This is a genomic window from Streptomyces sp. MBT65 (assembly GCF_016612545.1).
GTDB lineage: Bacteria > Actinomycetota > Actinomycetes > Streptomycetales > Streptomycetaceae > Streptomyces.
Genome location: NZ_JAENRY010000106.1, coordinates 32,501 through 56,521 on the forward strand (window position 1 = coordinate 32,501; position 24,021 = coordinate 56,521).

At 70.9% G+C, this 24,021-nt stretch carries 17 protein-coding genes, 2 rRNA genes and 1 pseudogene (1 of these 20 running past the window's edge); 15 read left to right on the forward strand and 5 right to left on the reverse strand.

The genetic code is table 11. The features are described 5' to 3' along the window. The 4 genes and pseudogenes from JHN63_RS24215 to JHN63_RS24235 form a co-directional block, all read left to right on the forward strand. Positions 1–1,106: ribosomal RNA gene (locus JHN63_RS24215) — 23S ribosomal RNA — on the forward strand; it begins 2,019 nt to the left of the window's first position. Positions 1,107–1,198: 92 nt separating this feature from the next. Beyond that, positions 1,199–1,315 (forward strand): 5S ribosomal RNA (gene rrf, locus JHN63_RS24220). Positions 1,316–1,462: 147 nt separating this feature from the next. Beyond that, positions 1,463–2,721, forward strand: a pseudogene (locus JHN63_RS54755) (hypothetical protein); the annotation flags it as partial. Between the two features lie 87 nt (positions 2,722–2,808). Then, complete coding sequence (locus JHN63_RS24235; protein WP_234477606.1) at positions 2,809–3,741, forward strand: hypothetical protein; 933 nt, start codon at positions 2,809–2,811, stop codon at positions 3,739–3,741. A 73-nt stretch (positions 3,742–3,814) separates the two neighbouring features. On the opposite strand, the gene JHN63_RS24240 is transcribed toward JHN63_RS24235, so the two are convergent. Beyond that, the gene (locus JHN63_RS24240; protein ID WP_200683956.1) at positions 3,815–5,107 is read right to left on the reverse strand and encodes a DUF1015 family protein; all 1,293 of its coding nucleotides are present in this window, start codon (positions 5,105–5,107) and stop codon (positions 3,815–3,817) included. Between the two features lie 72 nt (positions 5,108–5,179). On the opposite strand from JHN63_RS24240, the gene JHN63_RS24245 reads away from it, so the two are divergent. The 4 genes from JHN63_RS24245 (at position 5,180) to JHN63_RS24260 (ending at position 9,292) form a co-directional block, all read left to right on the forward strand. Continuing rightward, the gene (locus JHN63_RS24245; RefSeq protein ID WP_200683958.1) at positions 5,180–6,208 is read left to right on the forward strand and encodes an HAD hydrolase-like protein; all 1,029 of its coding nucleotides are present in this window, start codon (positions 5,180–5,182) and stop codon (positions 6,206–6,208) included. Between the two features lie 62 nt (positions 6,209–6,270). Then, positions 6,271–7,314 carry an iron ABC transporter permease gene (locus tag JHN63_RS24250; RefSeq protein WP_200683960.1) on the forward strand — a complete coding sequence of 348 codons (1,044 nt, stop codon included), beginning with the start codon at positions 6,271–6,273 and terminating at the stop codon, positions 7,312–7,314. Positions 7,315–7,364: 50 nt separating this feature from the next. Beyond that, positions 7,365–8,405: an iron chelate uptake ABC transporter family permease subunit gene (locus JHN63_RS24255; RefSeq protein ID WP_200683962.1), complete on the forward strand. Its 1,041-nt coding sequence runs from the start codon at positions 7,365–7,367 to the stop codon at positions 8,403–8,405. Further along, complete coding sequence (locus tag JHN63_RS24260; protein WP_200683964.1) at positions 8,402–9,292, forward strand: ABC transporter ATP-binding protein; 891 nt, start codon at positions 8,402–8,404, stop codon at positions 9,290–9,292. The genes JHN63_RS24255 and JHN63_RS24260 overlap by 4 nt, the downstream gene beginning before the upstream one ends. Positions 9,293–9,312: 20 nt before the next feature. Here the strand turns inward: JHN63_RS24260 and JHN63_RS24265 are convergent, their stop codons facing one another. After that, entirely contained in the window at positions 9,313–9,660 is a 348-nt protein-coding gene (locus JHN63_RS24265; RefSeq protein WP_200683973.1) for an SCP2 sterol-binding domain-containing protein, read from the reverse strand. A 42-nt stretch (positions 9,661–9,702) separates the two neighbouring features. Between JHN63_RS24265 and JHN63_RS24270 the strand changes: the two genes are divergently transcribed. From JHN63_RS24270 to JHN63_RS24295, 6 genes are all read left to right on the forward strand, one after another. Then, on the forward strand, positions 9,703–9,996 hold the full coding sequence (locus JHN63_RS24270) for a hypothetical protein (RefSeq protein WP_200683975.1): 294 nt from the start codon (positions 9,703–9,705) through the stop codon (positions 9,994–9,996). A gap of 7 nt (positions 9,997–10,003) precedes the next feature. Then, positions 10,004–10,819 carry a TlyA family RNA methyltransferase gene (locus JHN63_RS24275; RefSeq protein ID WP_200683977.1) on the forward strand — a complete coding sequence of 272 codons (816 nt, stop codon included), beginning with the start codon at positions 10,004–10,006 and terminating at the stop codon, positions 10,817–10,819. Further along, positions 10,816–11,721 carry an NAD kinase gene (locus JHN63_RS24280; protein ID WP_026179466.1) on the forward strand — a complete coding sequence of 302 codons (906 nt, stop codon included), beginning with the start codon at positions 10,816–10,818 and terminating at the stop codon, positions 11,719–11,721. Before JHN63_RS24275 ends, JHN63_RS24280 begins: the two co-directional genes overlap by 4 nt. Positions 11,722–11,810: 89 nt before the next feature. Continuing rightward, complete coding sequence (recN, locus tag JHN63_RS24285; protein WP_200684048.1) at positions 11,811–13,529, forward strand: DNA repair protein RecN; 1,719 nt, start codon at positions 11,811–11,813, stop codon at positions 13,527–13,529. A 159-nt stretch (positions 13,530–13,688) separates the two neighbouring features. After that, on the forward strand, positions 13,689–14,402 hold the full coding sequence (locus tag JHN63_RS24290) for a hypothetical protein (RefSeq protein WP_200683979.1): 714 nt from the start codon (positions 13,689–13,691) through the stop codon (positions 14,400–14,402). A gap of 279 nt (positions 14,403–14,681) precedes the next feature. Further along, positions 14,682–15,821 (forward strand): glycosyltransferase family 4 protein, encoded by a 1,140-nt coding sequence (locus tag JHN63_RS24295; RefSeq protein WP_200683981.1) that lies wholly within the window; start codon positions 14,682–14,684, stop codon positions 15,819–15,821. 256 nt (positions 15,822–16,077) lie between these two features. Here the strand turns inward: JHN63_RS24295 and JHN63_RS24300 are convergent, their stop codons facing one another. Together JHN63_RS24300 and JHN63_RS24305 are read right to left on the reverse strand one after the other, a co-directional pair. Continuing rightward, positions 16,078–17,724, reverse strand: a complete 1,647-nt coding sequence (locus JHN63_RS24300; RefSeq protein WP_200683983.1) for a PucR family transcriptional regulator — start codon at positions 17,722–17,724, stop codon at positions 16,078–16,080. Between the two features lie 43 nt (positions 17,725–17,767). Next, a complete protein-coding gene (locus tag JHN63_RS24305) occupies positions 17,768–19,150 on the reverse strand; it encodes an FAD-binding oxidoreductase (protein ID WP_200683985.1) in 1,383 nt (460 codons plus the stop codon). Between the two features lie 174 nt (positions 19,151–19,324). On the opposite strand from JHN63_RS24305, the gene JHN63_RS24310 reads away from it, so the two are divergent. Beyond that, positions 19,325–22,183, forward strand: coding sequence for an exo-alpha-sialidase (locus JHN63_RS24310; RefSeq protein WP_200683987.1), 2,859 nt, complete (start codon positions 19,325–19,327; stop codon positions 22,181–22,183). A gap of 23 nt (positions 22,184–22,206) precedes the next feature. Here the strand turns inward: JHN63_RS24310 and JHN63_RS24315 are convergent, their stop codons facing one another. Next, positions 22,207–24,009, reverse strand: coding sequence for a glycoside hydrolase family 15 protein (locus tag JHN63_RS24315; RefSeq protein ID WP_200683989.1), 1,803 nt, complete (start codon positions 24,007–24,009; stop codon positions 22,207–22,209). Positions 24,010–24,021 lie beyond the last annotated feature (12 nt).

A 24,021-nucleotide genomic window follows, 5' to 3' on the forward strand; every position in this document is an offset into this window, starting at 1 on the left:
CCGTAAGGCGATGTATACGGACTGACGCCTGCCCGGTGCTGGAACGTTAAGGGGACCGGTTAGTCCAACTTCGGTTGGGCGAAGCTGAGAACTTAAGCGCCAGTAAACGGCGGTGGTAACTATAACCATCCTAAGGTAGCGAAATTCCTTGTCGGGTAAGTTCCGACCTGCACGAATGGCGTAACGACTTCTCGACTGTCTCAACCATAGGCCCGGTGAAATTGCACTACGAGTAAAGATGCTCGTTTCGCGCAGCAGGACGGAAAGACCCCGGGACCTTTACTACAGTTTGATATTGGTGTTCGGTTCGGCTTGTGTAGGATAGCTGGGAGACTGTGAAGCTTGGACGCCAGTTCAGGTGGAGTCGTCGTTGAAATACCAGTCTGGTCGTGCTGGATGTCTAACCTGGGTCCGTGATCCGGATCAGGGACAGTGTCTGATGGGTAGTTTAACTGGGGCGGTTGCCTCCTAAAGAGTAACGGAGGCGCCCAAAGGTTCCCTCAGCCTGGTTGGCAATCAGGTGTTGAGTGTAAGTGCACAAGGGAGCTTGACTGTGAGACCGACGGGTCGAGCAGGGACGAAAGTCGGGACTAGTGATCCGGCGGTGGCTTGTGGAAGCGCCGTCGCTCAACGGATAAAAGGTACCCCGGGGATAACAGGCTGATCTTCCCCAAGAGTCCATATCGACGGGATGGTTTGGCACCTCGATGTCGGCTCGTCGCATCCTGGGGCTGGAGTCGGTCCCAAGGGTTGGGCTGTTCGCCCATTAAAGCGGTACGCGAGCTGGGTTTAGAACGTCGTGAGACAGTTCGGTCCCTATCCGCTGCGCGCGCAGGAACATTGAGAAGGGCTGTCCCTAGTACGAGAGGACCGGGACGGACGAACCTCTGGTGTGCCAGTTGTTCTGCCAAGGGCATGGCTGGTTGGCTACGTTCGGGAGGGATAACCGCTGAAAGCATCTAAGCGGGAAGCCTGCTTCGAGATGAGTGTTCCCACCCCCTTTGAGGGGTTAAGGCTCCCAGTAGACGACTGGGTTGATAGGCCGGATCTGGAAGGCGGGTAACCGCTGGAGGTGACCGGTACTAATAGGCCGAGGGCTTGTCCTCAGTTGCTCGCGTCCACTGTGTTGGTTCTGAAACCACGAACAACCCCATTGCCATGGTCACGGCAGTGGTGCGGTTGATGTGTTTCATAGTGTTTCGGTGGTCATAGCGTGAGGGAAACGCCCGGTTACATTCCGAACCCGGAAGCTAAGCCTTACAGCGCCGATGGTACTGCAGGGGGGACCCTGTGGGAGAGTAGGACGCCGCCGAACAATCTTTGGAGGACCCCTGGTCCCAGCGTTCACGCTGGGACCAGGGGTCCTTTTGTTTTTCCAGAAACTTTCAGAAACACAGTCCGGAGCGCGCCGAGTAGCTGGCTGCGCGAGAATGACTTGCGGTACCGAAGACAGGAGTCACCGATGTCCACCAACTCTCCCGAGGACCGACCGGAGCGCGAGGAGCGGCGACGGGACACTGGTGACCGCGGTGACCGTGGCGGGTACCGCGGAGGCCCGAGCCGTAGCAACGATCGTGGCAACGACAATCGTGGCGGCGCCCCCCGTCGTGACGACCGTGGCGGCAGCGGTGGCGGTGGCGATCGCGGTGGGTTCCGTGGGCGTGATGACCGTCCGGCCGGCCCGCGTCGCGATGACCGTTCCTCGGCTCCGCGTCGTGACGACCGTCCCGCCGGTCCCCGTCGTGATGACCGTGGCGCTGATCGCGGAAGCCGTCCCGGTGGTTTCCGTCGGGACGACAACCGTGGCGAGCGGCCCGCGTTCCGGCGCGACGACCGCAGCGACAACCGGAACGACAACCGGGGTGGCGAGCGTCGCGACGACAACCGTGGTGATCGCGGTGGTTTCCGGCGCGATGACAGTCGTGGCGAGCGTCCGCCCTTCCGCCGGGACGACAACCGCGGTGGCGGTGGTGGTTTCCGGCGTGACGACAGTCGCGGTGAGCGTCCGCCGTTCCGGCGTGATGACCGGGACAACCGGGGTGGCGAGCGTCCTGCCTTCCGGCGCGACGACGACCGTGGTGAGCGCGGCAGCTACCCTCGCCGCGATGACCGTGGCGGCAGGATCGCGGAAGCCGTCCCGGTGGTTTCCGTCGGGACGACAACCGTGGCGAGCGGCCCGCTTTCCGGCGCGACGACCGCAGCGACAACCGGAACGACAACCGGGGTGGCGAGCGTCCACCCTTCCGGCGTGACGACCGTAGGGACGACCGCCGTGACGGCGACCGCCCCGCGTTCCGGCGTGATGACGACCGTGGTGACCGTGGCAGCTACCCCCGCCGCGACGACCGTCCGGCCGGTCCGCGTCGTGATGACCGTGGCGGCGAGCGTCCGGCCTTCCGTCGGGACGACAACCGTGGTGAGCGGCCGCCGTTCCGTCGCGACGACCGTGACAACCGGGGCGAGCGTCCTGCCTTCAGGCGCGACGACGACCGTGGGGACCGTGGTGGGTTCCGTGGGCGTGACGACCGTTCCTCCGCTCCGCGTCGCGATGACCGTCCCGCCGGCCCGCGCCGTGACGACCGTCCGGTCGGCCCCCGTCGCGATGACCGTGGCGGCGAGCGCGGAGGGTTCCGTCGGGACGACAGCCGTGGTGAGCGGCCCGCGTTCCGGCGTGACGACGACCGTGGTGACCGTGGCAGCTACCCCCGCCGCGATGACCGCCGTGATGACCGTCGGGGCGACGACCGCCGTGGTGGCGGCAGCCGGTTCCGCGACGAGCGTGACCGCGACCGTGAGCCGATCAAGCGGTTGCCGATCCCCGAGGACGTCACGGGCGAGGAGATCGACAAGGACGTACGGCAGGAGCTGTTGAGTCTGCCGAAGGGGCTTGCGGAGGATGTCGCCAAGAACCTGGTGATGGTCGCCCGGCTCATCGACGAGGACCCCGAGGGCGCCTACGCCTACTCCAAGATCGCCCTGCGACTGGCGTCGCGTGTCGCCGCCGTGCGTGAGGCGGCCGGGTTCGCGGCGTACGCGAACCAGAAGTACAGCGAGGCGCTGGCCGAGTTCCGAGCCGCACGGCGGATGACCGGCAGCGTGGACCTGTGGCCCGTGATGGCCGACTGCGAGCGTGGGCTCGGGCGGCCGGAGAAGGCGCTGGAGATGGCCGGGGCCCCCGAGGTGCACAAGCTCGACAAGGCCGGGCAGGTGGAGATGCGGCTCGTCGCGGCCGGCGCCCGGCGTGACATGGACCAGCTCGACGCGGCCATCGTCACCTTGCAGAGCCCCGAGTTGGCCTCGAACACCGTGCAGCCGTGGACCGCGCGACTGCGGTACGCCTACGCCGACGCCCTGCTCGCCGCCGGCCGTGAGGGCGAGGCGCGGGAATGGTTCGCCAAGGCCGTCGAGTCCGACAAGGACGGCAGCACGGACGCGTCGGACCGGCTCGCCGAGATGGACGGTGTCGCGTTCGTCGACGCGTTCGTCGAGGACGATGACGAGGACGACGAGCGCGACGACGTGGCCGAGCCCCAGGAGGCCCCCGTGGCCGACGAGGTGGAAGCCGACATCGACGACGAGGATGACGAAGACGAGGTCGAGGACGAGGACGACGACATCGAGGACGTCGCGCCCGAAGCCGAAGCCGAAGTCGAGGCGGACGACGAGGTCGAGACCGACTTCGATGCCAAGGAAGACATCGTCAAGGAAGACGTCGTCAAAGAAGAAGACGACAAGGACTGACGACACCGCACCACGTCAGTGAAAAGGGCGGGACCCCGACACCGGGGTCCCGCCCTTTCGCGTGTCCGGGGTCTCAGACGTCCAGCGCGCGCAGCACCAGCCCCGACGCCGGTTTCGGGCCGAAGGACGTCGACTTGCGGGGCATCGTGACGCCCTGGCGGGCCAGGTCGCGTACGACCTCCTCGCGGACGGGGTGCATCAACACGGCCGTACCGCCGTCGCGTTCGGCCTTGCGGACCGTGGCGGCGGTGTCGTGGATGTAGGCGATGCGGGTCGGGTCATCCTCGGGGATGAGCCAGACGTGGTCCAGGAGGGTGGCATGCAGGACCGTGGCATCCAGGGTGCGCCAGGCGGCGGGGCGGTCGGCCGGGATCGTACGGGCCAGGAGGTCCGGGTCCGGGTGGTCGACCAGGTGGAACGCGCCGTCGCCGGCGAGGAGGAAGGCGTTGCCCGCGCAGGCCGCGTCGGCCAGGACCTCCAGGGCTTCGGGGAGGGGCACTTCCAGGCGTCGTACCCGGAAGAGACCGTCCAGCGACGACAGCGCGTCGGCCACCGGGAGCCCGTGCAGAAGGCGGTGGATCGCGCGGACGCGGAGCGGGTAGCGGACCGTGTCGACGAGGAGGACCAGACCGTAGTCCCAGGGGCTGGGGGAGGGGTGCTCCGCGCGTAGACGTCGGTAGGTCGCCCAGCGGTGGTGGCCGTCCGCGATCAGGGCCTGGTGGTGGGCGAGGTCCGTCTGGATGCGGGACAGGTCGGTGGGGTCGGTGACCGACCAGAGGCGGTGGCTGTAGCCGTCCTCCGTAGTGGTCGACAGGAGGGCGGGGGCCTCCGCGATGCGCTCGACGACCGTCGTCGTGTCGGCCGGTGAGCCGTTGCCCCGGTAGGTCAGGAGCAGGGGTTCCAGGTTCGCGGAGGTGGCGCGCATGAGGGCCGCGCGATCGGCGACCACGTGCGGCATGACGTCCTCGTGCGGCAGGACCACGCCCTCCGAGGGGTCCGACAGGCGCAGCGCGCCGATGACCCCGCGCTGCAACAGGCCGTTGCCGTCGCTCTGTTCGTACACGTACAGGCCGGGCTCGGGGTCGGTGGTGAGGACCCCCTCGGAGAGCCAGCGGTGCAGGGTGTCGGCGGCCTGTTCGTTGCGGGCGCCGACGGTGGTGGCCTGCGGGAGGATCAGCCGGACGATGTTGTGCGGGTCGGAGTTCTGCAGATGGTGCAGACCGTCGGGGCGTACGACGACGTCGTACGGTGGGGACGTCACGGCGGCCAGGCTGCCGACCAGGTCGGGGTCGTAGCGAAGGCCTCGGAACGGGGTGAGTTCCAGGCCTCGGCGCTCCGTTGCTTCCGAGTGACCTGCGGTGTTCATCCCGGCATCGTACGTGTGTCAGTGGCGTGCGGGATGATCGGGTGAAAGCGATCGAACGAGGAGCGATGTGGAATGAGCCAGAGCGTCAGGACGAGTCCCGAGGGCAGTGGCCGGGCCCTGAGCGAGGCGTACGACACGGCGCTGCTCGACCTCGACGGGGTGGTGTACGCGGGGGGCAACGCGATCGCCCATGCCGTCGACTCGCTCGCCACCGCGCGTGCGTGCGGGATGCGGCTCGCGTATGTCACGAACAACGCGCTGCGGACGCCCGATGCCGTCGCCGAGCACCTCACCGAGCTGGGGATACCGACCGGCGCCGATGACGTCATCACCTCCGCGCAGGCCGTCGCCCGGCTGATCAGCGAGCAGGTGCCGGCGGGTGCCCGGGTGTTGGTGATCGGCGGGGAGGGGCTGCGGGTCGCGCTGCGCGAGCGCGGGCTCGAGCCCGTCGACTCGGCCGAGGACGGGCCGGTGGCGGTCGTGCAGGGCTACGGCGGTCCCGACCTGGCATGGGGACGGTTCGCGGAGGCCTGTTACGCGATCGCGCGCGGGGTGCCGTGGTTCGCGTCCAACACCGACCTGACGATCCCGAGCGCGCGCGGCATCGCGCCGGGCAACGGCGCGGCGGTGGAGGTCGTACGGATAGCCACCGGAGCCGAGCCTCAGGTGGCGGGCAAGCCGTTGCCGCCCATGCACAAGGAGACGATCCTGCGGACGGGCGCCGAGCGGCCGTTGGTGGTGGGCGACAGGCTGGACACGGACATCGAGGGGGCGTTCAACGGGGAGGTCGATTCGCTGCTCGTCCTGACGGGCGTGACGGACGGCGCGCAGTTGCTCGCCGCGCCGCCGCAGCACCGGCCGACGTACGTCGACGCCGATCTGCGGGGGATGCTCACCGGGCAGCCCGAGGTCACCGGGGCGGGAGACGGCTTCCGGTGCGGGGGGTGGACCGCGACGGCGGGCCGCGACCGGCTGGAACTCGACGGTGACGGCGAGCCCCTGGACGGGCTCCGGGCGCTCTGCGCGGCGGCCTGGACGGCGGCGGGGGACGGCTCCTGCGCGCTGGACGCGGAGAAGGCGCTGGCGCGACTGGGGCTGTGAAGTGGGCGTTCCAGAGGGACTCACCTGACGGGCGGCATGCGAGGGTAGGCTAACCTAACCTCGTGTTGGTCGACAGTCCCCCAGAACAGCGCGCGGAGACCGCCCCCGCGCCCCCAACCCGCCGGGCGATACGGGTCCTTGGGCTCCTCGTCTCGGTGGCGCTCCTGGTGCTCGTCGCCCTGGCGAGCATCGCGATCGGCGCGAAATCGCTGCCGTTGGGGGATGTGTGGCACGGCCTGTTCCATGACTCGGGGACGTACGCGGACGTCGTGGTCGGCGACCGGATCTCCCGTACGGTCCTCGGGCTGCTCGCCGGTGCCGCGCTCGGCCTCTCCGGCGCGGTCCTCCAGGCGCTCACCCGTAACCCGCTCGCGGACCCGGGGCTGCTCGGCATCAACGCCGGCGCCTCGGCCGCGGTCGTCACCGCCATCACCTACTTCGGCGTGACGAGCCTGAGCGGCTACGTCTGGTTCGCGTTCGCGGGTGCGGCCGTCGTCGGCGCGCTGGTCTGGTTCCTGGGCGGCAGCCGGGGTGCCACCCCCGTGCGCCTCGCGCTCGCCGGCACCGCGATCAGCGCCGCGCTCTACGGCTATCTCCAGGCCGTCATGATCATGGACGACGCGGCGCTCTCCAAGATGCGCTTCTGGACGGTCGGTTCACTGGCCTCGGCCACCGGCTCGACCATCACCCAGGTCGCGCCGTTCCTCGCGGTCGGCACGGTGATCTCCCTGTTGCTGGCCCGGCCGCTGAACGCGGTGGCGATGGGCGACGACACCGCGCGTGCCCTCGGCGCGAACCTCAACCGGACCCGGGCGCTCGCCATGCTCTCCGCGACCGTGCTGTGCGGCGCGGCGACCGCAGCCTGCGGCCCGATCGTGTTCGTCGGCCTGATGGTGCCGCATGTGGTGCGCTCGTTCACGGGCCCCGACCTGCGCTGGATCCTGCCGTACGCCACGGTCCTGTCGCCCGTGCTGCTGCTCGGTGCCGACGTGCTCGGCCGGTTGATCGCGCGGCCCGCGGAGCTTCAGGTCGGCATCGTCACCGCAGTTATCGGCGGTCCGGTCTTCATCTACCTCGTACGGCGCCGAAGGACGACTCAGCTGTGAATCCCTCTCGTACGACGGCGGAGGACGGCCCGGCTGTACAGGCTCCCCCCGTGCGGGCCTCCCGTGACCGGGCCGTACGGACCGGTGGCCTCTCCTTCCGCTTCGACCTCCGGGCCTTCACGGTCGTCGTCCTCCTCCTGGTCTGCGCGCTCGCCGCGAGCGTCGTGCTGATCGGTACCGGTGACTTCCCGATCCCGGCCGGTGACGTCCTCAAGACGCTGTTCGGGGGCGGTGACAAGGGCCAGGAGTTCATCGTCAACGAACTGCGGCTGCCGCGCGTCCTCGTCGGGCTGCTGGTCGGCGCCTCGCTCGGTCTCGGCGGTGCGCTGTTCCAGTCCATCTCCCGTAATCCGCTGGGGAGTCCGGACGTGCTCGGTCTCTCGCAGGGGTCGACGGCCGGGGCGCTCGTCATGATCGTGCTGTTCTCCGGCAGCGCGACCGCCGTCACCCTCGGGTCCCTGGTCGGCGGTCTGGTGACCGGGGTCGCGATCTATCTGCTCGCCTGGAAGCAGGGGGTGCACGGGTACCGGCTCGTCCTGGTCGGCATCGGCGTCTCCGCCGTCGTCACCGCGGTCAACGGCTATCTGCTCACGAAGGCCGATCTCGTCGACGCGGCCCGCGCGGTCGTGTGGATGACCGGTTCCCTCAACGGCCGTGACTGGACCCAGGTCTGGCCGCTGCTCGCGCTGTGCGCCGTACTCCTGCCGCTCGTCCTCGCCAACGCGCGCGGGCTGCGGATGATGGAGATGGGCGACGACGTGTCGTATGCCCTCGGGGTGCGTGTCGAGCGCGTACGGCTGCTGCTGTTGGTGGCCGCCGTGCTGCTCACCGCGGCCGCGACCGCCGCCGCCGGACCGGTCGGCTTCGTCGCTCTTACGGCGCCGCAGCTCGCCCGGCGCCTGACCCGCTCGCCGGGTCCGAACCTGGTGCCCTCGCTGTGCATGGGCGCCACCCTGCTGGTCACCGCCGACTGGGCCTCCCAACGGGCGTTCGGCGCCGACCAGTTGCCCGTGGGCGTGGTCACCGGAGTCCTCGGCGGGGTCTACCTGCTGTGGCTGCTGGTCACCGAGCGCAAGGCGGGCCGGATATGAGCAAGCAGAGCAACCAGCGCGGCCTCAGCAGCGGGCTGAACAACCGAAGGAGCACCGTGAACCGCCTGTCCGCCGAGAACGTCACCCTCGCCTACGACCAGCGAGTCATCGCACGCGAGCTGTCGGTGGAGATACCCGACAACTCCTTCACGGTGATCGTCGGCCCGAACGCGTGCGGCAAGTCCACGCTGCTGCGCGCCCTGTCGCGGATGCTGAGGCCGAGCGAGGGCCGGGTGCTGCTCGACGGGCAGGTCATCCAGTCGATGCCGGCGAAGAAGGTCGCGCGCACCCTGGGCCTGCTCCCGCAGTCGTCCATCGCGCCGGACGGGATCACCGTCGGCGACCTCGTGGGCCGCGGCCGGTACCCGCACCAGGGCATCCTGCGCCAGTGGTCCCAGGAGGACGAGCGGGTCGTACAGGAGTCGATGGCGCAGACCGGTGTCGCCGAGCTGGCCGATCGCTATGTCGACGAACTCTCGGGCGGGCAGCGGCAGCGGGTGTGGATCGCGATGGCGCTCGCCCAGCAGACGCCCCTGCTGCTGCTCGACGAGCCGACCACCTATCTGGACATCCAGCACCAGATCGACGTCCTCGACCTGTGCGCCGAACTGCACGAGGAGCAGGGCCGCACGCTGGTCGCGGTGCTCCACGACCTCAACCACGCGGCCCGGTACGCCACCCACCTCATCGCGCTGCGGGAGGGTTCGGTCATCGCGCAGGGCGCGCCGGGCGACATCGTCACGGCCGAACTGGTCGAGGAGGTCTTCGGACTGCGCTGCCAGGTCATCGACGACCCGGAGACGGGGACACCGCTGGTGGTGCCGGCCGCCCGCAAGGCACGCGCGCGTACCGACCTCGACAAAGTGGCCGCTGCAGAAGCCTCCTGAAGCTACCGAAGCCCCCCGAACTACAGAAGCTTCCTGAGGCGGAACAGGTCGAACACGTTGGCCTCCAGCTTCACCCGGCCCGAGCCCCAGGCCTTCGCGAAGTTCAGGCCGCCGTTGACCATGGCCACCAGGTCGTCACCGGCCATGGTCAGCCTGATCTGGGCCTTCTCCGCAGGAAGGCCCTGCACGGTCTCGTCCACCACGATGCGGCCGCCGGACAGCCGCCCGACGAACGTGATGTCGAGGTCGGTGATCCGGCAGCTGACCGAACGGTCCATGGCCGCCGCTGCGCGGACATTCCCGTCGGCCTTCTGCATGTTGTCGGAGAGCTTCTCGAGTGCGACGCGGCACTCTTCGATCGTTGCCATCGTGATCGACGGTACCCCAGGCCGTCGGGGTAGCGTCTGGGCATGAGCGACTCAGTTCCCGAGCCCGAGGCGGCACCCGGGCCGGAGGCAGTACCTGAGGCGGAGCCCGCGGACGACCCCGCCGCCCCCGCGCCCCTGAACGTGGACCGCGCCCCGAGCGGCAACGCCGACGTCGACGCCCAGCTCGGGCGCCTTGCCGACACCGACCACCTCGCCACGGACGGACATGTCGAGGTGTACGAGGATGTACACCGGGGGCTGCGCGACGCGCTCACCGCGCTCGACGCCCGCCCGGGACCTCCGGCGCCCCCAGCGCCGTACACCAATAGGAGCTGAACCGAACGTGGCAGGAGTGGCACGCCGGCGTCTCGACGCCGAGCTGGTCCGGCGGAAGCTCGCGCGCTCGCGGGAGCACGCGAGCCAGTTGATCGCCGCCGGCCGGGTCACCGTGGGCAGGACCGTCGCGACCAAGCCGGCCACCCAGGTGGAGACCGCGGCCGCCATCGTCGTCGTGGCGGACGACGGAGACCCCGACTACGTGTCGCGCGGTGGCCACAAGCTCGCGGGCGCGCTGGAGGTCTTCGTGCCGCGGGGGCTCGTGGTCGAGGGACGGCGGGCGCTGGACGCCGGCGCGTCCACCGGAGGCTTCACCGATGTGCTGCTGCGGGCCGGTGCCACGCAGGTCGTCGCCGTGGACGTCGGGTACGGACAACTCGCTTGGTCTCTGCAGAGCGATGAACGCGTCACCGTCAAGGACCGTACGAACGTACGCGAGTTGACGCTTGAAGCGATCGATGGGGAGCCTGTGGATCTAGTCGTGGGGGATCTGTCCTTCATCCCGCTCGGGCTGGTGCTGCCCGCCCTGGCGCGGTGCACGAAGCCGGACGCGGACCTGGTGATGATGGTCAAGCCGCAGTTCGAGGTGGGGAAGGAACGGCTGGGGAGCGGGGGCGTCGTACGCAGCCCCGAACTCCGGGCCGAGGCCGTGCGCGGAGTCGCCCGCCGGGCGGCCGAGCTGGGGCTCGGGGTGGAGGGTGTCACCGCCAGCCCGCTGCCCGGGCCCTCCGGGAATGTCGAGTACTTTCTGTGGCTGCGGGCCGGCGCACCCGAACTGGACCCGGCCGATGTTGACCGTGCAGTGGCGGAGGGGCCGCGTTGACACAGAACCGAGCTCGTACTGTTTTCCTGCTCGCGCACACGGGACGGCCTGCGGCCATCCGGAGTGCCGAGCTGGTCGTCAAGGGGCTGCTCCAGTCCGGCATCGGAGTGCGCGTCCTGGAGTACGAGGCACGCGACCTGCCGCTTCCCGACGAGGTGGAGACGGTCACCGAGGCCACCCCGCAGTGCCTTGAGGGCTGCGAGCTGCTCATCGTCCTCGGCGGCGACGGCACGCTGCTGCGCGGCGCGGAGTTCGCGCGGGCGTCGGGGGTGCCGATGCTCGGCGTCAACCTCGGCAGCGTGGGGTTCCTCGCGGAGGCCGAGCGGGACGACCTCGACAAGGTCGTGGACCGGGTGGTCACGCGGGCCTACGAGGTCGAGGAGCGGATGACCGTCGATGTCGTCGTGCACAAGAACGGCAACATCGTGCACACGGACTGGGCGCTGAACGAGGCGGCGGTGCAGAAGGCCGGCGCCGAGAAGCTGCTGGAAGTCGTGCTGGAGATCGACGGGCGCCCGGTGACGGGGTTCGGGTGCGACGGGATCGTTTGTGCGACGCCCACCGGGTCCACCGCGTACGCCTTCTCCGCCGGGGGGCCTGTGGTGTGGCCCGAGGTCGAGGCGTTGCTGATGGTGCCGATCAGTGCGCACGCGCTGTTCGCGAAGCCGTTGGTGACCTCGCCGGATTCTGTGTTGGCCGTCGAGGTGTTGCCGCACATCCCCCCGGGGGTTCTGTGGTGTGACGGGCGGCGGACGGTTGAACTGCCTGCCGGGGCCCGGGTCGAGGTGCGCAGGGGTGCTGTGCCCGTGCGGCTGGCTCGGCTGCACCATGCGTCCTTCACCGACCGGCTTGTCGCCAAGTTCGCGTTGCCTGTTTCGGGATGGCGGGGGGCTCCTCACTAGCACGATTGCGTGGGGACACTCCCCCGGGTGACAGGGTGCCTCGCGCTTCTCCCGCCCTACCTCGTAAGGTCTTCACCGTGCTGGAAGAGATGCGGATACGGTCGCTCGGAGTCATCGACGACGCTGTCGTCGAGCTGTCGCCGGGGTTCACCGCGGTGACGGGTGAGACGGGCGCGGGCAAGACCATGGTCGTCACCAGTCTGGGGCTGTTGCTCGGAGGGCGGGCGGACCCGGCGCTGGTGCGGATCGGGGCCAAGAACGCGGTGGTGGAGGGGCGGATCTCCGTCCCTCCGGCCTCCTCCGCCGTGCTGCGGGCCGAGGAGGCCGGTGCCGAGCTGGAGGACGGGACGCTGCTCATCAGCCGTACCGTTTCCGCCGAAGGACGGTCCCGGGCACATCTGGGCGGGCGGTCCGTGCCGGTGGGAGTGCTTGCCGAGCTGGCCGACGAGCTGGTCGCCGTGCACGGGCAGACCGATCAGCAGGGGCTGTTGAAGCAGTCCCGGCAGCGGCAGGCGCTCGACCGGTACGCCGGGGACGCCGTCACCGGGCCGTTGGCCAAGTACGGCGAGGCGTACCGGCGGCTGCGGGCCGTCGCCGTCGAGCTGGACGAGATCACCACGCGTGCGCGTGAGCGGGCCCAGGAAGCCGACATGCTGCGCTACGGCCTCGACGAGATCGCCGGCGTGGAACCGCGGGCCGGCGAGGACGTGGAACTCGCCGCCGAGGCCGAGCGGCTCGGGCACGCGGAGGCGCTCGCGTCCGCCGCGACGGTCGCGCACGCCGCGCTCGCCGGCAATCCCGAGGACCCCGAGGGCATCGACGCGGCGACCCTCGTCGCGGGTGCGCAGCGGGCGCTGGAGGCCGTACGGTCGCACGACTCGGCGCTGGCCTCGCTCACCGACCGGATCGGGGAGATCGGCATCCTGTTGGGCGATGTGGCGGGGGAGTTGGCGGGTTACGCCGACGACCTGGACGCTGATCCGCTGCGGCTGGCCGCCGTCGAGGAGCGGCGGGCCGCGCTCAACGCGCTCACCCGGAAGTACGGCCAGGACATCGCCGCCGTGCTCGCGTACGCCGAGCAGGGGGCGGCCCGGCTGACCGAACTCGACGGCGACGACGAGCGGATCGACGAACTCACCGCCGAGCGGGACGCGCTGCGGGGTGAACTGAGCGGTCTGGCGCAGGCGTTGACCGACGCCCGGACGGAGGCCGCCGCGCGGTTCGCCGCCGCGGTCACCGCCGAGCTCGCCTCCCTCGCGATGCCGCACGCGCGGGTGTCGTTCGAGATCCGGCAGACCGAGGACCCGGAGGGCGTCGAGGTCGGGGGACGTGCGGTCGCCTACGGCCCGTCGGGCGTCGACGAGGTCGAGCTGCTGCTCGCCCCGCACCCCGGCGCTCCGCCGCGGCCCATCGCCAAGGGCGCCTCCGGCGGTGAGTTGTCGCGTGTGATGCTCGCCGTGGAGGTCGTGTTCGCGGGGACCGATCCCGTGCCGACGTATCTCTTCGACGAGGTCGACGCCGGTGTCGGCGGCAAGGCGGCGGTCGAGATCGGTCGACGCCTCGCGAAGCTCGCGAAGACCGCACAGGTCGTGGTCGTCACCCACCTTCCCCAGGTCGCCGCCTTCGCCGACCGGCAGTTGCTGGTCGAGAAGACCAACGACGGGTCCGTGACCCGCTCCGGCGTGAAGGTCCTCGAAGGCGAGGACCGCGTACGGGAGTTGTCCCGGATGCTGGCCGGCCAGGAGGACTCGGAGACGGCCCGCGCACACGCGGAGGAGCTGCTGGCGACGGCACGCGCGGACGGCTGAGCGCTGCGCCGGGAGTACGGCGATGTGCGTCGTGGGTCCCCACCGCGGCGCCATCGCGGCGGAGCCGCGGGCCGACGCTGTATCGCGCCCTTCCGGACGCTGTCGGCCCGCAACCGACTTCACCGGGCCTGCTCGTCGTGCTCCGCATACGGTGGCCCGATGACCGTACGTACCTCTCGCACCGCCTCCCTCGCGCTCGCCGCCGCCGTCACCGGGACGACCCTGGTCGCCTTGCGCGGCAAGGGACTTGGGGACGGGTGGGAGCGGAAGAACCATGCCGGCCGGACCGTCGGCCCGTACGCGGCCCCGGCTGTCGTCGCCGGAACTGCCCTTGCGGCAGCGCGCGTTCGGCCGGCCGCCGGGTTCGCGGTGCCGGCGGCGGGGGCGTGCGGTGGGTACGACGACGTGGCCGGCACGGGTGACCCGCGGCGGGGTTTCCGGGCGCGTCTCTCCGCCCTCCGGGAGGGTGAAGTCACCAGCGGGGCAGTCGAGTTGTTCGGTATCTCGGCCGCGGGACTGGTTGCCGGGGCGCTGCTCAAGGAGCGGTCCTTCGGCAAGGTGCTCGCGGGTGTGATGGTCGCGGGCGCGGCGCACTTCGTGAACCTCGTGGACGTACGCCCCGGTCGGGCCGCCGGCGCCGTACTCGCCCTCGCCGCGCCGGGGTTGCTGCGCCGGGGGCCCGGAGCGGAACCGGCCGCCGCCGCGATCGGAGCCGCCGGTGCCACCCTCCCGGACGACCTCGGCGAGCGGACGATGCTCGGCGACGCGGGGGCGCATGCCCTGGGTGCGGTGCTCGGCGCGGCCGTGGTCGCCGGCAACGGACGGGCCGGGCTGGTGGCGCATGCCGCCGCTGTCGTGGCCGCGGCCGTCTGAGGCGATCAGGTGAGCGAGTTCGCACGCTCGGTGTGAAGGAGGTTCGGTGTGAAGGACGCTCAGTATGAAGGAGGCGTACGCCTTCACTCGTACGGGTGACATACCCCGCCTGTGTTGCCCTCCCGTACGGCCCCCGCCGCCTCCGGCGTTGTCGGAACACCCGTACGTGCTGGCATCCTTGAGACGGAACGCGTAGGAAGCGTGCGGTACACCCCCTCCGCCCGATCCTTCTGTACTTTCTTCGTGACCGCCCGTCGCCGAACCAGGAGCCCCGGCCACGTGACCCCCGTGAGCAGCCACTCACCGCACGGCCAGTCGCCGCTGCGCACCGTGCAGGTGCTCGGCGGGGGCGACGCCGCCAGCAGCGCGCATGTGCGCTCCCTGGCCTCCGGGCTCGTCGCACGGGGCGTGCGGGTGACGGTGTGCGCCCCCACCGAGGCCGATCACACCTACGACTTCACGGGCGCCGGTGCCGAACATGTGCACGTGCCGCGCAGCAGCGACCCCTCGTCCGTGGCGGCCCTGCGGGCGGCCTGCGCGGACGCCGACCTGGTGCACGCGCACGGGCTGCACGCCTCCTTCCGCGCCGTCCTAGCGCTCAGCGGCCGCCGCACCCCGCTCGTCGTGACGTGGCACAACCGCGCCCATGCCGAAGGTGCGCGGGCCCATCTGCTGCGGCTGTTGGAGCGGCGGGTGGTGAAGGCCGCCGTGGTCGTCCTCGGGGCGACGTCCGATCTGGTCGACCGGGCCCGGCGGACCGGCGCCCGGGACGCCCGCCTCGCCGCCGTCGCCCTGCCGAGCCCGCGCCGGGCCGCCGTGGACCACGACGACCCCGACCGGCTGAGCCCCAAGCTGCGGGCCGAACTCGGCGTCGCCGACCGCCCGTTGCTCATCGCGGTCGGCTCGCTCGACCGGCAGCGCGGCTACGACACGCTCCTGGACGCCTCGCGCGGCTGGTGCCGCCTCGATCCGGCGCCGTTGCTCGTGATCGCGGGGGAGGGGCCGCTGCGGGGCGATTTGCAGCGGCGGATCGAGGACGAGGAGCTGCCGGTGCGGCTCATCGGCCGGCGTGACGACGTCGGCGAACTCCTCGCCGCCGCCGATCTCGCACTCCTGCCCAGCAGTTGGGAGTCCCGCTCGGTGATCGTCCAGGAGGCCCTCCACGCCCGCGTGCCGCTCGTCGCGACCGCCGTCGGCGGCATCCCCGAACTCGTCGGCGACGCCGCCGCCCTCGTCCCCTACGGCGACGCGAAGGCCCTCGCCGACGCGGTCACCGGACTCCTGCGCGACCCCGAACGCCGTGAACTGCTGCGGGAGAAGGGCGCCCGGCAGGCCGCCACTTGGCCCACGGAGGACGAGACGGTCGCCCAAGTGCTCAGCGTCTACGACGAGTTGACCCAGCCGCTGCCGCTGACCTGAGCGCGACCGCTACGGAATGAGCCTGCGGGAGAAGGGCGCCCGACAGGCCGCCACTTGGCCCACCGAGGACGAGACGGTCGCCCAAGTGCTCAGCGTCTACGACGAGTTGACCCAGCCGCTGCCGCTGACCTGAGCGCGACCGCTACGGAATGAGCCTGCGGGAGAAGGCTGCCACTTGGCCCACCGAGGACGAGACGGTCGCTCAAGTCCTGAGCTTCTGCGACGAGTTGACCGAGCACCTGCCTGAGCTGGACCGCTACGGCACGAGCCTGCGCGCCCGCAGTGCCAGGCTCAACGCCAGTACCGTCTGCGGGTCTTCGAGGTCCGTGCCGAGCAACTCACCGATGCGGGCGAGCCGGTTGTAGAGGGTCTGCCGGTTGAGGTGCAGTTCGCGGGCCGTCTCCGCCTTGCGGCCCGCGTGCGCCAAGTACGTTTCCAGCGTGGGCAGTAGGGGCGGTTTCGAGCGGTTGTCGTGGTCGCGGAGCGGGCCGATCGCGCGGTCCACGAAGGCCGCCAGGTCGGGGTGGTCGCGCAGCCGCCACAGCAGCAGCTCGATGTCCAGGCGCCGGGCGTCGTACCAGGGGCGGTCGGACAGGCCCTGGGCCGCCGTCGCCGTCTCGGCCGCGTGCCGCAGTCCCGCCGACGCCGCCGCCCAGCCGCCGGCCACCCCGACGACCACGATCGGCGGCTGCGCGCCCGGGCGTTGCATCCCGGCCCGCTCCACGCCCGCCCGCAGTGCCGCCGCGACCCGGTCCGCGACCGCCGACCGCTCCGACTCCGAGCGCAGGCCGAGGAGGAGGGGGACGCGGCCCTCGACCGGTCGTACGCCCAAAAGGACGGGGACTCCCACCGAGGCCAGCTCTTCCGCGACCGCGCGGGCCAGGACCGCCCAGCCGCCGCCGGGGGAGGCCAGCGCGTCGCCGAGGCGCATCACCACCGGCAGCAGCGGGCTGGTGCCGGGCTTGAAGCCCAGTACCCGGGCCTGGGCCGGGGCGTCCTCGGCGGCGATGCGGCCCTCGGCGAGGTCGGTGAGGAAGTCGCCGCGTCCGCGGGCCGCCAGCTCCTCCTCCTGGCGGGCCTGCATCAGGACCACGGCCAGGATGCCCGCGGCCCGTTCGGCGGCGATCCGGTGCACGGGGGCGAGGGGAGCGCGGACCGGGAGGAGGACGATCCGTGCCCGCACCGAACCCGTACCGGGACCGCCCCCGGGCACGTCCACCACCACCGAACCGGCCGACGGCGAGGCCTCCTTGTGCGGGCCGCGCAGTCCCTCCCACACCTGGAGCGGGTCGGCGCCCTCGGGTCCGGACCCCGCCGCGTACAGGAGTTGGCCGTCCGGCGTCTCCAGGAACACCGGGTTGCCGCTGAAGTCGGCCAGGATGCCCAGGACTTGGGGGATTCCGCCGCCGCCGAGCAGGGCCTGAGTGCAACGGCGGTGGACCTCCTCGGCCTGCTGGAGCAGCGCGTAGTGGCCGTTGACGATCTCGGTGTGGATCTCCTCGGTGACCGCTACGAACGGCACCTCGCGGTGTAGCTGGACCAGTGGGAGGCCGGTCGCCCGGGCCGTCTCGACGAGGGTGGCGGGGAGCCGGGTGAAACGCGGGCCGAGTTCGACGACCAGGGCCGCGATGCCGCGCTCGGCCAGGGTGCGGACGAACGCGCGCTGCTCCGCCGGGCGCGTGCCGAGGCCGTAGCCCGTGGTCAGGAGGAGTTCGCCGCCCTTGAGGAGGGAGGCGATGTTCGGGACCTCGCCCGCGTGCACCCACCGCACGGTCCGCTGCAACCGGTCGGCGCCCGCCAGGATCTCCGGCAGCCCACTGCGCAGCCCGGGCAGCTCCAGCGCCCGCTGAACGGTGATGCCGGCGCCCTGGCTGTCGAATGTGCTGTCCGTACGGCTGTCCATGAAGCGGACGCTACCTGCGCGGATGCCCTCAGCACATCTCGGGCTAGGCGGGCGCGATGTTGTGGTTGAAGCGGAAAACGTTGTCGGGGTCGTACTCCCGCTTCACCGCCGCCAGCCGCCGGGTGTTCTCGGCGCCCAGGCCCGCCGTCACGCGGTCCGTGCCCTCGTCGCCGACGAAGTTGAGGTAGACCGCTCCGGTGCTCCAGGGCTGGACCCGGGCGCGGACGTCCTTGACCCAGGCGATGCAGCGTTCGTCGTCGGCCGGGTCCTCCCAGATGCCGAAGGGGTGCACGGCCCAGGGCGCGTCCCGGTACGGCACGGGGAACTCGGCGGGGCCGGAGGCGATGGCGCCGCCCTGCGGGAACAGCACGTGCTGGGTGCCGGTGGGGACCGGCATGCTCTCGCCGAGCGCGCAGTACACGTCCGCGAGCCCGTCGGGCGCGCCCGTCAGATACTCGGCCGACCAGTAGTTCCGCAGGTTCGGCGGATCGTCGAGCATCATCTGGAACTGGGTGTACGGCAGCGCGGTGACGATCTCGACCTCGTGCGGCAGCGCCAGCAGCGGCTGGGCGAGCTTGCGCAGGTCCTCCTCGGCCCCGGCGTAGGTGAGGAGCGCGCCGCACAGCCGCGTGCCGACCAGGTGCTCGGGCACGAACTCCTCGGGCGGGCCGGTGAGATAGATGACTCCGCCGCTCGCCTCCTGCGGGCCGGTCTCGATGATCTCGCGGTAGGTGCGGACCACGTCCGGGCCGTGCTCGGGGTCGTACATCATCAAGGCGACGGAGAACCGGGGCAGTTCGTGCAGTCTCAGGGTGAGCGCGGTGGCGATGCCGAAGTTCCCGCCGCCGCCGTGCAGGGCCCAGAACAGCTCCGGGTTCTCCTCGGCGCTCGCGTGGACCACGCGCGCGTCGGCGGTCACCAGGTCGACGCCGAGGAGGTTGTCCACGGCGAGCCCGAAGGCGCGGTCCAGCCAGCCGGTGCCGCCGCCCAGGACGAAGCCGCCGACCCCGGTCGTGGAGACCCGGCCGCCGGTGGTGGCGAGGCCGTGTTCCTGGGTCGCGGCGTCCAGCTCGCTCATGGTGGCCCCGCCCGCGATCCGTACCGCCCGGGCCGCCGGGTGGACGGTCACCTCGCGCATATGGCGCAGGTCCACGACGAGCGCCCCGTCGCCCACCGCCATGCCCGCGACGCTGTGCCCGCCGCCGCGCACCGCGATCGGCAGATCCAGCTCACGCCCGAAGCGAACCGCCCGTACGACGTCGGCCTCGTCCACGCACTGTGCGATCACGGCGGGTCGCCGGTCGATCATCGCGTTGAAGACGAGCCGGGCGTCGTCGTAACCCTGATCCCCCGGGGCGAACACGTCGCCGACCAGATCCTCGCGCAACGCGACAAGGGCCGCGCCCGCCGTCGAGAGGGAAGCCATGGCCGTCCCCTTTCAGAAAGGGACAAAAGTGGTGGTTCCAGCGTAGGCGTGCTCGGCCCGGCAGTCGCGCTGTGGGTTCACCCAACCGTCCCTGACATGGCACTGACAGCTCGGTTTCGAAGGTCATATCGTTGGCCGGCGATCACGGGAATTGTTCATAGAGGGGGGAATGTGATGCCACGTCAGACGTTCCGGAGAACGCCGCTCCCGGTGTGTCTGCTCGCCCTGTTGACGCTGCTGGCCCTGGTGACGACGGCGGGCCGGGCGCACGCGGCGGGTGCCACCGCCGCCGGCTCGTTCTCCGAGTCCGAGCTGTGGGACTCGACCGACAGCGACGCCTACGCGAGCTTCCATGTGCAGGGCCTCGGGGTGATCCCCCAGGGGATCGTGCCGCCCGCCGGAGGCGCGGCCCTGCCCGCCGATGTGGTGCTCACCTTCACCGAGGGCCGCTTCACCCTGGGGGACGGCGGACCGAAGGACCTGCTCGTCCGGCGCAGCGTGGACGCGGGCGTCACCTGGTCCGCGAGCGCCGTCGTGGTCCCACAGGACGCGGTGCAGAGCTGGGGCGACCCGACGCCGGTGGTGGACCGGCAGACCGGCCGGGTCTCCCTGTTCTGGAAGGGCGACGGCTCGAACATCTACGTAAAGCACAGTGACGACGCCGGGGCCACCTGGTCGGCCACCGAGGACCTGACCCCGCTGTTCGCCTCGAACCCGTACGGCTGGACCCGCGACGCCCCGATCCCGGGCCACGGCATCCAGCTGAGCAGCGGCCGGCTCCTGATGCCCGTCATGCACCGCGCCGCCAGCACCGCCACGGACGCCAACTACGGCGTGGACATGCTGTACAGCGACGACCACGGCACCACCTGGCACCGAGGCTCCCCGCTCATGGACGCCACCTATCCCGTCAACGAGAGCCGTATCTACGAACGCTCCGACGGAGCGGTCGTCCTCAACGGCCGCTGGGGTTCAGGCGGCACCCGCTACCGCATCACCTCGACCAGCACCGACGGCGGACTGACCTGGTCCGCACCGGCGATCGACGGCGCGACCGGCACCTTCAGCTCGGTCGACGCGGGCATGCTGAACTACACCAGCGGCACGGTCGACCGACTCCTCTTCTCCCGCCCGGACTCCTCCGCCCGCGAGAACATGACCGTCTCGATCTCCTACGACGACGGAGCGAGCTTCCGCTACAGCCGCGTGGTCGACCCGGGCACGTCCTACTACTCCGACCTGGCACGCCTCTCCGACGGCACGATCCTGCTGGTCTACGGCCGGGACGGCACCGTGGCCAACTACCCCGAGCGCATCGCCGTCGCCCGCTTCGACCTCGCCTGGCTGACCAAGGGCCGGGACAGCCTCGCCACCGGCCCCGGCTTCACCCAGCAGTCGTACGAGATGGCCACCTCGGCCGCCCGCACCGACACGGGCGCGGCTGTGCCGATCCTGACGGACGCCAACGCCACAGGCGGCAAGGCCCTGCGCTACGGCGCGTCCGCCGTCGGCAACTACGTCGACGTCCCCTTCACCGTCACGCAGGCGGGCGACTACCAGGTCTCCGCGCGCTTCCATCGCAGCTTCGGCCAGGGGCAGATACGCGCGAGCGTCGACGGAACCACGCTGAGTCAGGGCCTGTTCGACCCGACGCTGACCTCCGGCTCCGACACCTACGACATCGACGGCTACCAGGTCTACCCGTTGGGCTCGACGACCCTGGCCGCCGGGCAGCACACCGTCCGCTTCACCCTGGCCGCCGTCGGGCGGGCCAGCGGAAAGGCCATCGCCCCCGACCAGTTGACCCTCGTCTCGGGCGGCGAGCCCGCCGATGTGCCCACCACGGTGTCGGACAACGACTTCATCCCGGGCTTCGACACCCTCTCCGGCACCTGGACCGACGTGAACTCGCTCAGCGGCGCCTATGGCAACAGCCATGACACGCACGCCGCCGGAACCGGCACCGCCAGTGTGGAGTTCCGGCCCGATGTGCCGATGAACGGCGTGTACGAGGTCGCCGCCTGGTTCAAGTCGGCCTCGGGCCAGGCGTCCAACGCCTCCTATGTGATCGACCACGCCGACGGCCAGACGGCGGTGACGGTCAACGAGGCGTCCGGCGGCGGGCGTTGGGTACGGCTCGGCGAGTTCGCGTTCACCGGTGGCGGCGACGCCACGGTGACCCTGTCGGACAACGCGGACGGCACGATCGTCGCCGACGCCGTCCGGCTCTCCTACCGGGGTGCCGTCACCGACAACGGCTCGTCCGGCTTCAGCACGGTCTCCGGCACCTGGAACGCCGGGACCACCGTCACCGGGTACCAGGGGGCGAACTACCTCACCCACGCCGCGGGTACCGGTACTTCGGCCGTGCGCTGGCAGACCGACGTACCGACGACCGGGACCTACGACGTGTCCGTCTGGTACACCGACAACGCCAACCGCGCGGACAACGCGCCCTACACCGTCACGGATGCCGACGGCTCCACGCTGGTGCCCGTCAACCAGCAGGTGGACGGCGGCCGTTGGATCTCCCTGGGCAAGTATTCGTTCACCGCCGGAAGCAAGGCCGTCGTCCAACTCTCGGACGACGCCGACGGATACGTCGTGGCCGACGCCGTGCGGATCACGGCCCAGGGGCTGGTCGCCGACAACGACGACCCCAGCACCTACAGCGTGGTCTCCGGCACCTGGAACCCGGCATCGACTGTCAAGAACTACTGGGGGACGAGCTACCGCACCCACGCCGCGGGCACCGGGACCTCGGTCGTGCGCTGGCAGTCGAACGTGCCGGCGAGCGGGGTGTACGACGTGGCCGTCTGGTACACGGCCGACGCCAACCGGGCGACCAACGCCCCCTACACCGTGAGATACCCGGGCGGCTCCGCCGTCGTCCGCGTCGACCAGACCGAACGCGGCAACCGGTGGGTGTCGTTGGGCAGTTTCCCGTTCACGGCCGGGACCCCGGCCGTCGTGGAACTCTCCGACGACGCCAACGGATACGTCGTGGCCGACGCGGTCCGCTTCATCGGCTAGGCCAGGACCAGTACGACGCGCGCTCAGCCGCCGTAGGCCCCCGAAGCCGTCAGTCGCAGTGCCGTGTCGATCAGTGGCACGTGGCTGAAGGCCTGCGGGAAGTTGCCGACCTGGCGTTGCAGGCGCGGGTCCCACTCCTCGGCCAGCAGGCCCAGGTCGTTGCGGAGCGAGAGGAGCTTCTCGAAGAGCTTGCGGGCCTCGTCGACGCGGCCGATCATCGCGAGGTCGTCGGCCATCCAGAACGAGCAGGCCAGGAACGCGCCCTCGTCGCCGGGGAGTCCGTCGACGCCCTCGTCCTCGCCCGAGGTCGGGTAGCGCAGGATGAAGCCGTCCGGCGTGGACAGCTCGCGCTGGATCGCCTCGATCGTGCCGATCACGCGCTTGTCGTCCGGGGGCAGGAAGCCCATCTGCGGGATGAGAAGCAGCGAGGCGTCCAGCTCCTTCGAGCCGTACGACTGCGTGAAGGTGTTGCGTTCCTTGTCGTAGCCGCGCTCGCACACGTCCCGGTGGATGTCGTCGCGCAGTTCGCGCCACTTCTCCAGCGGGCCGTCCGCGTCGCCCGACTCGATCAGCTTGATCGTGCGGTCGACCGCGACCCAGGCCATCACCTTCGAGTGCACGAAGTGGCGGCGCGGGCCGCGCACCTCCCAGATGCCCTCGTCGGGCTCGTCCCAGTGCTTCTCCAGGTAGCGGATCAGCTTGAGTTGGAGGAGGGAGGCGTAGTCGTTGCGGGCCAGGCCGGTCATGTGGGCCAGGTGCAGGGCCTCGGTGACCTCGCCGTACACGTCCAGCTGGAGCTGGTGCGCGGCGCCGTTGCCGACCCGGACCGGGCCGGAGTTCTCGTAGCCCGGCAGCCAGTCCAGCTCCGCCTCGCCGAGCTCGCGCTCGCCGGCGATGCCGTACATGATCTGCAGGTTCTCCGGGTCGCCGGCGACCGCGCGCAGGAGCCACTCGCGCCAGGCGCGGGCCTCCTCGCGGTAGCCGGTGCGCAGGAGCGAGGAGAGGGTGATGGCCGCGTCGCGGAGCCAGGTGTAGCGGTAGTCCCAGTTGCGGACGCCGCCGATCTCCTCCGGGAGGGAGGTGGTGGGCGCGGCGACGATGCCGCCGGTCGGGGCGTACGTGAGGGCCTTGAGCGTGATCAGGGAGCGGACGACGGCCTCGCGGTAGGGGCCGTGGTACGTGCACTGGTCGACCCAGTCGCGCCAGAACTCCTCGGTCGCCACCAGGGACTGCTCCGGCTCGGGGAGCGGCGGCGGCTGCTTGTGCGAGGGCTCCCAGGAGATCGTGAACGCGATGCGGTCACCCGGCGCGACCGTGAAGTCCGCGTACGTGGTGAGTTGCTTGCCGTAGGTCTCCGCCGATGTGTCGAACCACACCGAGTCGGGGCCCGCGACGGCGACCGTGCGGCCCTCGTGCTTGTGCACCCACGGGGTTACCCGGCCGTAGGAGAAACGCATCCGGAGGGTCGAGCGCATCGGGACGCGGCCGGAGATGCCCTCCACGATGCGGATCAGCTGGGGGGCGCCGTCACGAGGGGGCATGAAATCGGTCACGCGGACCGTGCCTCGCGGGGTGTCCCACTCGGACTCCAGGATCAGCGAGTCGCCGCGGTAGCCGCGCCGGACCGCGCGGGGCGGCGGCGCGTCGGCGGCGTGGGCCGGGCCCAGCCGCCAGAAGCCGTGTTCCTCGGTGCCGAGCAGACTGGCGAAGATGGCATGGGAATCGAATCGGGGCAGGCACAGCCAGTCCACCGATCCGTCCCGGCAGACCAGGGCAGCGGTCTGCATGTCTCCGATGAGTGCGTAATCTTCGATGCGCCCGGCCACGTGCAACTCCAG